This is a genomic window from Aquabacterium sp. (genome assembly GCF_021768455.1).
Classification (GTDB): domain Bacteria; phylum Pseudomonadota; class Gammaproteobacteria; order Burkholderiales; family Burkholderiaceae_C; genus Aquabacterium.
In genome coordinates, this window is sequence record NZ_JAIZVX010000136.1 from 1 (window position 1) to 11,898 (window position 11,898).

Genomic DNA, 11,898 nt, shown 5'->3' on the forward strand with positions numbered 1-11,898 from the left:
CCATCGCCACGATGGCCCTGCCCACCGACGCCCAGCGCCTCTTCCACGGCCGCGGCGGCCTCTACCCGGGCTGCGAACACTGGGTGCTCGACGCCTTCCCGCCCGTGCTGGTCCTCACCAGCTTCCAGCCAGCCAGCGATGAAGAACTGGCCGCCATCCACGCGGCCCTGCAGGCCCGCTGGGCCGACATCGCCCCAGGCCAAGCGCTGAACTGGGTTTACCAATGCCGCCACGAAGGCCGCGCCGAGACCCGCCTCATGGCCGGCACCGTGCCCGAGCCACATGTGGTCACGGAAGACGGCGCCCGTTACCGCGTGCACGTGCTCAAGGGCCAGAACCACGGCCTCTTCCTCGACATGGCCGAAGGCCGCCGCTGGGTGCGCAACCACGCCGCCAGCCACCCGCGGCTCACCGTGCTCAACCTCTTTGCCTACAGCTGCGCCTTCTCGGTTGCGGCCTTGCAAGGCGGCGCCCGCCAGGTCACCAACCTCGACATGAGCGACGGCGCCCTGGGCCTGGGCAAACAGAACCACCAGCTCAACGGCCACGTCAGCGGCGCCAGCTTCCTGCCCCACGACCTCTTCAAGACCTGGGGCAAACTCACACGCAGCGGTCCCTACGACCTGGTCATCGTCGACCCACCCAGCTACCAGAAGGGCAGCTTCGTCGCCACCAAGGACTACGCCCGCCTCATGCGCCGGCTTGACGACCTGCTCAACCCCGGCGGCCATGCCCTGCTCTGCCTGAACGCGCCCGAACTGGGCCAGGCATTCCTGCAGGACCAGATGACCGAACTCGCGCCGCAACTGCGCTTCATCGAGCGCCTGCCCAACCCTCCCGCCTTCGCCGACGCCTCGCCCGAGCGCGCGCTGAAGGTCCTGCTGTACCAAGCCCCTGCCCTGCCATGAAGTCTTCGATCTACGTGGTCGATGTGGACCGCCCCGACACCTGGACCCGCTACCGCAACGGCCTGTGCGACACCTGCATGGCCAACTGCTGCACCATGCCCGTCGAGGTGAAGCTGGGCGACCTCGTGCGCCTGGGCCTGGTCGACCCCTTCGAGGCCGAACACGAGGCGCCCAAACAGATCGCCAAGCGCCTGAGCAAGGCGGGCCTCATCGACCACTTCAACTTCAAGCACGAAATCTTCACCCTGGCCCGCCGCGCCAGCGGCGACTGCCGCTTCCTCGACGCGCAAACGCGCCGCTGCACCGTCTACGAGAAGCGCCCCAACACCTGCCGCAAGCACCCGCAAGTCAGCCCCCGGCCTGGCCACTGCCCTTACGGCGCACGCAGCACGCGCCCGCCCGCCACGGCCCCTGACAACTGAGCACACCCGGCCACACTTCTTTACCAAGACACACCCCGCTTCACGCAAGCGACCACAGCGCACCGCCACGACACGCCCGAGCCGGCTTCTTTGCCGAGCTTTTCCCCCGCGAGACACCCTCCGGCGCCCGGCCGACGTCTACTCACCGACGTCGTTCAGCCGGAGCCTGTCAGCCGTGTCCACCACCTACTTCGATGTCACCGATCTCGTCCAGTACGCCAAAGGGCACAACCGTGTCTCGGGCATCCAGCGCGTGCAATGGCGCATCCTGTCTGAACTGGCCCACGGCGACCAGGGCGATCGTGTGCGCCTGTGCTTCCACAGCAGCGAACGTGGCCAGCACCTGAGCATCCCGGCCCGCGCCGTGTTCACGCACCGGCGGGCCGAATTCCATGGTGGACGCTTCCTTCGCACGCTGGGCGAGATCCAGAGCGGCCTCATGCCCCCTCGCTACGAAGTCAAGCGCCTGCTCAAGCCGTATGAAGACCGCAAATGGCTGCGGGGCGTGCTCAAAGGCCAGCTCTACCTGACCGCTTTGCTGCAGCCAGAACGCCTGCTGGCCCGCGGCGTCGAAGAATGGCGCGACAGCAAAACCCCACCGGTGGCCGCCACACAGGCTCAGCCGCTGAGCCTGAAAGCGCAAGACAAGCTGGTGCTCCTCGGCGCCTACTGGGACCAGCCCGCCGTCATCCAGCTGGCCCAGGCACACCGCCGGGCCGAGGGCGACGTGGTCATGCTGGTGCACGACGTCATCCCCGATGCCGCCCCGGCCCTGTGCACCGACGGGCAGGTCAGGCTGTTCCGCCAGCGCATGCACATCTTTCCGCAGGTGGCCAACCGCTTCATGGCCGTGTCCCACTACACAGCCCGCGACTTCGTCAAGGCCATGCTGGGCGCCGTGCGCCTGGAAGACGTGCAGGTCGTGCCCCTGGCGCACGAGTTCGGCGACCTGCCGCGCCGCACGGTGATGGACCTGAGCGAGGTGACCGACGTGCCCTCTGGCCAGCGACAGGTGCTGTGCGTGGGCACCATCGAGGCCCGCAAGAACCAGGTGCTGCTGCTCCGCGTCTGGCAGGCACTGCTGGCGCGCTTTGGCGAGCAGACGCCGGAACTGGTGCTCTGTGGCAAGTACGGCAGCAAGACCGAAGCCTTCAAGCGCCTGCTGGCCCAGGACCCGGCCCTGCAGGCCAAGGTGCGCATCCTCCCGGCGCCCACCGATGCCGAACTGGCCCAATGCTACGAGCAGGCCTGGTTCACCGTCTTCCCCAGCCTCTACGAAGGCTGGGGCTTGCCGGTGGGCGAGGCCGCCTGGCTGGGCAAGGTGTGCCTGGCCTCCAATGCGTCTTCGGTGCCCGAGGTCCTGGGCCAGGCTGCACCCTGCCTGCCCCCCGATGACCCTGAGACCTGGTCTCAGTTCATCGGCCTGCTGATCACCACCCCCCACTTGCTGGCCTTGTGGACGCAGCAGGTGCTGCACGCCCCCCTGCGTGACTGGACCCTGGTGGCCGCCGACATGCACGCGGCCATCCAGGCCAGCGAAGCCCATTCCCGCCGCAGCGCGCAGACTGCGCCCCCCGCCCACGCCATCGCCTGGTCTTCACCGATCCTGGCCGCCTGAGGCGGGTCAGCGCGCACGGGCGCGGTCTCGCCCCAGACGACGCAGGAGCCCCTCACCATTCGGGAGGATGCACGCACCAAAAGACGGCGTATCGGGTCGGTGGGCGGGCAATGCGCTGGCAAAATTGGGCCAATGTCTTTACCGTCCTCTCAGGTGCCCTCGTCGCCCCGCCCTCTTGTCATCCGACTGTGCAACATGGTGGGCGACGTGGTGCTCGGCCTGCCCGCCTTGCACCTCCTGCAATCCCATGGCCACAGCCTGCAGCTGTACGGCAAGGGCTGGGCGGGCGCGCTGCTCGCCGGGGAAGGCTGGGCCTGCACCAAGCGCGCCGGCCCCTTTGGTGAACGCATCGCGCAGCTGAAGGCCCTGCGCTCGGCCTGCGCCAGCCAGGATCCAGGCTTCAACGACCGCACCAACACCCTGTTGATGCCCAATTCGTTCTCCAGCGCATTCGAGATGCGCTGGGCAGGGCTGAAGCCCGCCGGCTACGCCCGTGACGGCCGCCGCCTCCTGCTGCGCCAAGCCTGGCAACCCGACCCGCCCAACCACGCCCTCGAAGGCTTCTGGGGCCTGGCATGCCGGCTCACCGGCCACACGGGCGCCCCCCCTGATCGCATCCAGCTGCGCATCCGCCCGGAAGACCAGGCTGCGGCAGATGCCCTGCTGGCCGGCCACGGCATCCAGCCTGGCTTCGTCTGCATCGTCCCCTTTGCGGCGGGTGACGTCGACGGACTCGACAAGCGCTGGCCCGACTTCCCCGCCTTCACACACCGCCTCAGCACGCTGGGCCGCCAGATCGTGACCTGCCCTGGCCCCGGTGAAGAAAGCATCGCCCGCGACCAACACCCGGCCGCCCTCAGCCTGCCCGATGTCGGACTGGGCACCTACCTGGGCCTGCTGCACCGCGCCAGCCTCGTCATTTCCAACGACACAGGCCCGGCCCACATGGCCGCCGCCGTGGGCACGCGCGTGCTCAGCGTGCTCGGCCCGACCAAACCCGAACAGTGGCGCCCCTGGGGCCCGCAGAACACCATCGTGCAAGGCACCCGGCCGGCCTGGCCCACGGTCGAGGCCGTGATGCAGGCCACCCACACCCTGTTGAACGCATGAACGCCCCGCGCCGCCCCCTCATCGTCCGCCTGTGCAACTGGGTGGGCGAAGCCGCCCTCTCGCTGCCCACGCTCACCATGCTGCAAGCGCAGGGGTTCGAATTGCACCTGATCGGCAAGCGTTGGGCCCAAAGCCTGTTCGAAGGCCACGGCTGGCCGGTGCACGTGCGTCCCGCCAAGCGCGGCGAGGCCATCGCCCAGTTGCGCGAGCTCAAACGCCAGCTGGGCGAGGCCGACGCCAGCTTCGCCACACGCCCCAACTACCTGCTGTTCACCAGCTCGTTTTCCAGCGCCCTCGAGGGCCGGCTGGCCGGCCTGCGCCCCATCGGCTACCAGCGCGATGGCCGCTCCATGCTGCTGGCCCACGGCGTACCCTGGATCGACGGCCTGCATGCCGCCGACAACTACTGGCGCGTGGGCACCCACTTTGCCCGGGTGGGCACCGTGCGCCCCGAAAAGCTGGGTCTCTCGCCCAGCGAGGCCCAGCACGAACGGGCCAAGGCCCTGATGCACGCCCACGACCTGGTCACCCATGGTTTTGTGCTCGCCTGCCCCTTCTCGGGTGCGGCCGACACCACCGGCAAAAAGCACTGGCCGGCCTTTCCTGAGCTGACGCGCCAACTCCACCTGCAAGGCCTGGACGTGGTGATCTGCCCCGGCCCAGGCGAAGAAGCCCAGGCCCAAAGCGAGCACCCCGACGCCAAGCTGCTCAGCGGTGTCGACCTTGGCACCTATGCCGCGCTGGCTCTGCGCGCGCGCTGCACCGTCTCCAACGACACGGGCCCCGGCCACCTGGCCGCCGCGGTGAACGGCCATGTGGTCAGCGTGCTGGGCCCCGATGCCGCCGACATGTGGTGGCCGCAGGGCGAACACGTCACCGTGCTGAAACCGGCGCAAGGCTGGCCTGCCCTGGACGAGGTCCTTCAGGCCGTCAACAAGGTGCGCCCATGACCACGCCATCGACGGCCAAACCCTTTCACGTGGCCCTGCAGTTTGGCCACATCAAGCACTTCAACGAAGGTCTGGCCGAGTTCTCTCGCCAGCTCGCCCTGCAATTCGCCGGGCAGGCGGCCGAACTCAAGGCCACGCAAAACTGGCATTTCCACTTCATCCTGCCCAAGCAATGGCACGGCATGTTCGGTCACGACGTGACGTACCACGAACTCACCGATGCCATGCGCCTGCGCCACCGCTTCCCGGTCGACCTGGACGTGTGGCATGGCCTGCACCAGCACATGCGCTACCGCCCGCCCACCAACAGCCGTCGCAAGCTCATCACGGTGCACGATCTGAACCACGTCTACGCCAAAAAAGGGCTGAGCCTGTGGTGGCAAAACCTGCGCCTGACCCGCCACCTGCGTCGCGCAGACCATCTCGTGGCCATCAGCCAGTTCGTGGCCGACGACATCCGCCGCTGCCTGCCCTGGGCGCCCCCCGCCACCGTGATCCACAACGGCGTGGCCGACCTGAGCCAGGCTCCGCGCGAGAAGCCCCCTGGCTTCGCCCTCAACGAAGGCGACTACCTGCTGCACATCAGCCGCATGTCGCCCTCGAAAAACGTGGGCGCGCTGATCGAGATGGCCGCCGTGTGGCCCGAGCAGGCGCTGCTGCTGGTCGGGCCCCAAAGTGAAGAAGTGGACAAGCACCGGGCGCATGTGGCGCGCCTCGGCTTGCGCAACGTACACTTTCTGACGGATGTGCCCGAGGCACAAAAGGCTTGGCTGCTCGCGAATTGCAAGGCGTTTTTGTTCCCTTCTCTGCTGGAAGGATTTGGGTTGCCGCCGATCGAGGCGATGTATTTTGGCAAGCCGATTATCGTATCTGAACGCACGAGCCTACCCGAAGTATGCGGCCCTGCCGGAGAGTATTGGAGGAATTTTCATCCAATCGAGATGCGCGATAAAGTCTTACAGAAAATTGACAACAAAGAAGCGGAATCAATTTCACAGAGCACCATCACCCACGCCCAAAAATACAGATGGGACACCTCCGCAGTAAAATACAAAAACACATATAAATCCAAGGGGCAAAAATCATGAAAATCAAAAGCAGCGATATATCCGTCGTAATACAAGGCAGCATCGAACCCATACCTCTAAAAAAATGCGTAGATAGCATTCTAAAACACCTACCCGACTGCGAAATTATTCTATCAACATGGGAGGGTAGCCAAGCAAATATCACCTTCCCACTCAACAAAATAATTCTCAACACAGATCCAGGAGCGAAACCCATAAGCTCAGGCGGCGCACTGAACAACACAAATCGCCAGATAGTATCAACCATCAATGGCGTAAATGAAGCAAGCCGCCCTTACACCCTAAAATTTCGATCAGATTGCGTATTAAACGGTGTCGGATTCATTGAAGCGTTTGGCAAATACACAACCCGATCATCGGAGCATAAACTTTTCCAAGAGAAAATTGTTGCCCCACGATATGCCAGCCGGATTGAAACAGCAAAAAGGCCATACCTCTTCCATCCGGCAGATATTGCACTCTTTGGCCTTACAACTGACATAAAGAGGCTATTTGATATAGATCTAGTCACTCAGCAGGAATTTGAATGGGCTAAGAACTGCACGAACCCTTCTACAAAAGCCGCGCTGATGGAACGAGACCTTCTTTGCAAGTGGGTCCCAGAGCAACACATTTTCATCAAAGCCTTAGTAAAAGGTGGCTTCAAGATAAATCTGGAGCATGCGGCTGAGAGCACACCACAGCTTGCCACCCTTTCTCAAAAGCTGCTAATTAACAACTATATCATCATCCCCGAATGCGAATTCGGGCTTCTCCACCAAAAAGACAAACTCCGCCTTCAAGTCCAGTCAGACATAATAACCTGCTATTCCAAGAGTCAATACGAATATCTTTACAGATTATTTTTCGACAGCACAGCACCAAGACAAAAATGGAGTTCCGAAATATATGGCCAAACAGCACTGGACTTCAAGATCGTCGAGGGTCTACTCAAACACTCAAAAAGAACCCGATTATATGCAGCAACATCTGGAATGTATGGCCACAAGTTTCTAGCCGAAGCAGCCATAACGTTATTCTGGATATTTAAATTCACACTTCATTGCGCGGCATTATTACTCAAAAAACAGCCTAAAAAACACAGGCAACCCATCAAAAACGAAAATAGCAACATACAGAGGTAAACATGATCAACATCGTAATCCCGATGGCTGGAGCAGGCAGTCGTTTTGCCAAAGCTGGCTACACAGACCCCAAGCCACTCATCATGGTTCACTCCAAACCGATGATTAAGCTTGTGATCGAAAACTTGCGCCCTCGCGAAAGCCACCGCTTTATATTTATTTGCCAGGCAGATCACGTGCAAAGATATGATTTACGCTCAAAGCTGAGCGCTTGGGCTCCCGGATGTGAGGTGATAGAGATCAATGGATTGACGGAAGGTGCGGCATGTACAGTGTTAGCCGCCAAGGAACTTATAAATAATGACGATCAACTAATGATCGCAAACAGCGACCAGTACATCGATCACGACATCAATCATTATCTTTCATTCATGCACAAGGAAGCGCTCGATGGCCTCATCATGACCATGACAGCCAATGACCCAAAATGGTCATTTGTAGGCCTTGACGACAGCAACAACGTAACCAAAGTTGTTGAAAAACAGGTGATATCTAATGAAGCAACGGTAGGCATATACAACTTCTCCCGCGGAAGCGATTTTGTGGCTGCAGCAGAATCGATGATCAAGTCAGACGACAGGGTGAATAATGAGTTCTACGTGGCACCCACGTACAACTCGCTGATATCTCAGGGCGCAAAAGTCAGACCCTACAATATTGGATCCGAAGGCAGCGGCATGTATGGCCTTGGCATCCCAGATGATCTTAATTTGTTCCTACACAGCGCCGTTAGCCACATTGCAAAAGAGGATTCCCTATGAAAATCATCTCGCACAGAGGCTACTGGAAAAGCGAAGAGGAAAAGAACACCAACATCGCATTTGATCGGTCGTTTAACCTTGCATTCGGCACAGAAACGGACATAAGAGATTTCGATGGCGAACTGGTAATATCCCATGACCCTGCAAGGCGGGGCGCCATCAAACTAAAAGACTTCCTTGAATCATACAAAAACCTTACCAACGAACTACCATTAGCCCTCAACATTAAATCAGACGGCCTCGCATTTAAGTTGGCTGAACACATGAAAGAGCGCCAGCTGGACTGGTTTTCTTTCGACATGTCGATCCCAGACACTCGACATCACCTTGCCGCAGGCAACCCCGTGTTCATAAGGGTCAGCGAGTTCGAAAGACATCCGCCTTGGCTAGAAAAATCAGCCGGCATATGGCTCGATGCATTCGAATCAATCTGGTATGACCGAGCGCTCATTGAAAGCTACCTGAGAAAAAATTTGAAAGTTTGCGTCGTCTCAGCGGAACTCCATGGCCGTGATCACGCCGATTTATGGGATCTGCTTCGCCCTCTAGCGCAAAATCCAAATTTGCTCCTGTGCACAGACCTCCCTGAACTTGCACGCAGTTACTTCTCCTCAGCACCTAAAAACAGCAGCAAGCCATGATCAAAGCGGTAATTTTCGATATGGACGGCGTACTGATTGATGCCAAGGAATGGCACTATGACGCGCTCAACCGTGCACTTGAATTGTTCGGATACAGAATTAGCCGTCACGATCACTTGACAACGTATGATGGTCTCCCCACAAAAAAGAAATTAGAAATGCTCTCTGTGGACTCCGGCCTACCGGTTGAGCTACATGAATTCATCAATGAGATGAAGCAAATCTATACCACTGAGATTATTCACACGCAATGCCGCCCGACATTTCGCCACGAGTACGCGCTATCCCAACTAAAATCGAGAGGCTTAAAAATTGCAGTTGCCTCCAACTCCATTCGCGACACAGTCGAATTGATGATGGAAAAAGCACATTTGACAGATTATTTTGACGTGATGCTCTCCAACCAAGATGTGAAAAAAGGGAAGCCTGATCCAGAGATCTACACAAAAGCAATTCACAGCCTGGGATTGACCCCGCAAGAATGCCTCGTTGTTGAAGACAATGAAAATGGAATCAGGGCCGCAAAGGCCGCAGGCGCGCATGTACTTGTAGTGCGAGACGTTACGGAAACAAACCTTGAGAACATCTCAAAGATGATCGAAGAAATCAACGGAATTTGACATGAATGTACTAATTCTTGCCGCAGGACATCAACCGACCGACGCTACGGAGGAAAAGTTCCCGCTGTGCCTTGCGGAATTCGACGGAACGCCTCTCATTGAGGCAATTTCGCATCGCTTGAAAGCCTTTGATTCAGCCAAATTTATTGTTGCTTTACAAGAAAAGGATGTCGAAGCTGCCCACCTTGACAGCATTGTCAAGCTATTATTTCCCCGATCTGCACTAGCCATCACCAGAGCAACCACCAAGGGAGCTGCGTGCACCGCACTACTAGCAGCACAGCACATTGACAACGATGATGAGCTCCTGATAATCAGCGCCAACGAATTGGTGGACTCGAACCTACCTGAAATAATCGCCGACTTCAAGAATAGAAAACTGGACGCCGGAACAATCACATTTCCATCAATCCACCCAAGATATTCCTACATTAAAGCCGACGCAAACGGCTACATCGTAGAGGCAGCGCAGAAGAGGCCAATTAGTCGAGAGGCAACAGTAGGCATATTTTGGTTTGCCAAAGGAAGCCATTTTGTAGAGGCTGCCAAAGAAATGATCCGCAAAGGCGCCAGCACGGACGGAATATTCTACATATGCCCAACCTTCAATGAGATAATCCTTAAACAAGGGAAAATCGGCTCACACAGGATTGAAGCGAAACAATACCACCCGCTAAAATCCGAGCGCCAAATAACAAGTTTTGAAAATCAAATTGAATCGCAGGGGTGGAGCACAAAATGATAAGCGCACACATTGACGCCATGGTCAAAGGATGGTTTGTTGGAAACTTCTCTCCAACATTATTCCCCACCGAATCCTGCGAGGTGGCAGTAAAGAAATACGCCGCAGGCACCAAGGAGGACAAGCATTACCATAAAATAGCGACAGAAATCACGGTGGTAGTAACCGGGAGAATTCGCATGATGGGGAAAGAATGGGGTGAGGGGGACATCATCGTTCTTTCACCGGGTGAAGCGACCGACTTCGAAGCCATCACAGACTCAATCAACGTGGTGGTCAAGCTCCCCGGAGCCACTAACGATAAGTTCCTCTGTTCAGAACAGGCAGCAGGTCAGGGCGCATAGACCCCATCGCTCAACACTGTCGATATTTCAATACGTCATGTATTGAACTTTCTTGGTTCACAGGCGTGGAATTCCCGGCACCCATAGCAGCTCATAAAGACCCCCCCGATGACCACATTCAAACGGCTTTCCACCCAAGTCGCCACCCTCCACGACACCACCCTGGCTGCCGCCGGCGGCCCACCCGTGGCCCAGCCTGCCGTGGCCGATGGCACGGACCGCACGGCCCTGCTGTGGCAATGGATCGGCACCAACCACTTCTTCAACAGCAGCCTGTGGGCCGAAGAAGACCTGGCGCGCCGCACCACGGTGAGCGGTGACGAGATCGCGCAGAACAAGCGCGCCATCGACAAGTTCAACCAGGCCCGCAACGATGCCACCGAGCGCGTCGACGAGATCCTGCTGACCGAGCTCGGCCTGGTGGACGCCGCCTCGGCCCAGACCGATGCGCCCGTGGCCAAGGTGCCCGCAGGTGCCCGCCTCAACAGCGAGACCGCCGGCAGCATCATCGACCGCATGTCCATCATGGCGCTGAAGATCCACGCCATGCGCGAGCAGACGCTGCGCACCGACGTCGACCAGGCTCACCGCGACGGCAGCCAGGTCAAGCTCGACAAGCTGCTGCAGCAGCGCGGCGACCTCGGTACCTGCCTCGACGAACTGCTGGCAGACACGCAAGCCGGCCGGGCCTACTTCAAGGTCTACCGACAGTTCAAGATGTACAACGACCCGCGCTTCAACCCCGCGCTGGTGGCCGAGCAGGCAGTCCTGCAGTCAAAGGGCTGACCCGGCCGCATGCGCGTTCTCATCGTCAAAACCAGCTCCATGGGCGACGTCGTCCATGCGCTGCCCGCCATCTCCGACATGGCCCGCGCCATCCCCGGCGTCCAGATCGACTGGGTGGTGGAGAAAGGCTTCTCGGCGATGCCGGCCCAGCACCGCGCCGTCCAGCGTGTCATCCCGCTGCAATGGCGCAAGTGGCGCAAGTCGCTCCGCTCGGCCGAGACACGCGCTGCGCTCGCGCACTGGCGCGCCGAAATGCGCCGCGAGCGTTACGACCTGGTGATCGACCTGCAAGGTCTGCTCAAAAGTGCGCTCTTCGCCTGCTTTGCGAACGGCCCACGCGCCGGCTACGACCGCCACAGCATCCGCGAACCGCTGGCCAGCTTCTTTTACGGTCGCACCGGCCACGTGTCGCGTGAACTGCATGCCGTCGACCGCTGCCGCGCCCTCGCCGCCCAACTGCTGGGCTACCGCCACTGCTTGCTGGCGGTCGGCATGCCCCACCAGTACCAGCATTTCGCGGTTGAGCGGCTCTTGCATGCGCTGTTCGGCTTGCAGTTCCAGGGCATCCGGCGTGTTGCCCGGCACCAGTTCCATCAGGTTGGCCGACAGCGGGGCACCGTGGCGCCACTGCCAGCCAGCCAGGGCCAGCACGGCCACCAGCAGGATCAGGAACAGGCGCGGTAGCAGGCGCTCACTGGGCAAAGTCGTGTTGCTCCGCTTCGCTCAAGGGTTGGCTGGCCGAACTGTCCTGCATGCGCAGCACGGTGCTGTCGCCCTGGGTTTC

Annotated in this window: 14 protein-coding genes; all 14 read left to right on the forward strand. The window is 59.7% G+C overall.

Translation table 11 applies throughout. The annotated features are described in order from the left end of the window. Nucleotides 1-2: 2 nt before the first annotated feature. The 14 genes from QZ994_RS15555 to waaC all read left to right on the forward strand — a co-directional run bounded on the left by QZ994_RS15555 (nucleotide 3) and on the right by waaC (nucleotide 11,798). Nucleotides 3-908 carry a class I SAM-dependent methyltransferase gene (locus tag QZ994_RS15555; protein WP_290873632.1) on the forward strand — a complete coding sequence of 302 codons (906 nt, stop codon included), beginning with the start codon at nucleotides 3-5 and terminating at the stop codon, nucleotides 906-908. Beyond that, nucleotides 905-1,330 (forward strand): YkgJ family cysteine cluster protein, encoded by a 426-nt coding sequence (locus QZ994_RS15560; RefSeq protein WP_290873636.1) that lies wholly within the window; start codon nucleotides 905-907, stop codon nucleotides 1,328-1,330. Before QZ994_RS15555 ends, QZ994_RS15560 begins: the two co-directional genes overlap by 4 nt. Before the next feature lie 175 nt (nucleotides 1,331-1,505). Next, nucleotides 1,506-2,948 carry a glycosyltransferase family 1 protein gene (locus QZ994_RS15565; RefSeq protein WP_290873639.1) on the forward strand — a complete coding sequence of 481 codons (1,443 nt, stop codon included), beginning with the start codon at nucleotides 1,506-1,508 and terminating at the stop codon, nucleotides 2,946-2,948. Nucleotides 2,949-3,080: 132 nt separating this feature from the next. After that, nucleotides 3,081-4,058: a glycosyltransferase family 9 protein gene (locus tag QZ994_RS15570; RefSeq protein ID WP_290873642.1), complete on the forward strand. Its 978-nt coding sequence runs from the start codon at nucleotides 3,081-3,083 to the stop codon at nucleotides 4,056-4,058. Next, nucleotides 4,055-5,008 carry a glycosyltransferase family 9 protein gene (locus tag QZ994_RS15575; protein WP_290873645.1) on the forward strand — a complete coding sequence of 318 codons (954 nt, stop codon included), beginning with the start codon at nucleotides 4,055-4,057 and terminating at the stop codon, nucleotides 5,006-5,008. The genes QZ994_RS15570 and QZ994_RS15575 overlap by 4 nt, the downstream gene beginning before the upstream one ends. Further along, nucleotides 5,005-6,096, forward strand: coding sequence for a glycosyltransferase family 1 protein (locus tag QZ994_RS15580; RefSeq protein WP_290873648.1), 1,092 nt, complete (start codon nucleotides 5,005-5,007; stop codon nucleotides 6,094-6,096). Before QZ994_RS15575 ends, QZ994_RS15580 begins: the two co-directional genes overlap by 4 nt. Beyond that, nucleotides 6,093-7,220 carry a WavE lipopolysaccharide synthesis family protein gene (locus QZ994_RS15585; RefSeq protein ID WP_290873651.1) on the forward strand — a complete coding sequence of 376 codons (1,128 nt, stop codon included), beginning with the start codon at nucleotides 6,093-6,095 and terminating at the stop codon, nucleotides 7,218-7,220. The genes QZ994_RS15580 and QZ994_RS15585 overlap by 4 nt, the downstream gene beginning before the upstream one ends. 2 nt (nucleotides 7,221-7,222) lie before the next feature. Beyond that, nucleotides 7,223-7,981 carry a glycosyltransferase family 2 protein gene (locus QZ994_RS15590; protein WP_290873654.1) on the forward strand — a complete coding sequence of 253 codons (759 nt, stop codon included), beginning with the start codon at nucleotides 7,223-7,225 and terminating at the stop codon, nucleotides 7,979-7,981. Continuing rightward, entirely contained in the window at nucleotides 7,978-8,622 is a 645-nt protein-coding gene (locus QZ994_RS15595) for a hypothetical protein (RefSeq protein ID WP_290873657.1), read from the forward strand. The genes QZ994_RS15590 and QZ994_RS15595 overlap by 4 nt, the downstream gene beginning before the upstream one ends. Then, nucleotides 8,619-9,242, forward strand: a complete 624-nt coding sequence (locus QZ994_RS15600) for an HAD family phosphatase (RefSeq protein ID WP_290873660.1) — start codon at nucleotides 8,619-8,621, stop codon at nucleotides 9,240-9,242. Before QZ994_RS15595 ends, QZ994_RS15600 begins: the two co-directional genes overlap by 4 nt. 1 nt (nucleotide 9,243) lies before the next feature. Continuing rightward, a complete protein-coding gene (locus QZ994_RS15605; RefSeq protein ID WP_290873663.1) occupies nucleotides 9,244-9,984 on the forward strand; it encodes a glycosyltransferase family 2 protein in 741 nt (246 codons plus the stop codon). A gap of 20 nt (nucleotides 9,985-10,004) precedes the next feature. Then, nucleotides 10,005-10,328: a hypothetical protein gene (locus QZ994_RS15610; protein ID WP_290873665.1), complete on the forward strand. Its 324-nt coding sequence runs from the start codon at nucleotides 10,005-10,007 to the stop codon at nucleotides 10,326-10,328. A gap of 108 nt (nucleotides 10,329-10,436) precedes the next feature. Next, complete coding sequence (locus tag QZ994_RS15615; RefSeq protein WP_290873667.1) at nucleotides 10,437-11,114, forward strand: DUF4254 domain-containing protein; 678 nt, start codon at nucleotides 10,437-10,439, stop codon at nucleotides 11,112-11,114. A gap of 9 nt (nucleotides 11,115-11,123) precedes the next feature. Next, the gene (waaC, locus tag QZ994_RS15620; protein ID WP_290873670.1) at nucleotides 11,124-11,798 is read left to right on the forward strand and encodes a lipopolysaccharide heptosyltransferase I; all 675 of its coding nucleotides are present in this window, start codon (nucleotides 11,124-11,126) and stop codon (nucleotides 11,796-11,798) included. Nucleotides 11,799-11,898: the final 100 nt, after the last annotated feature.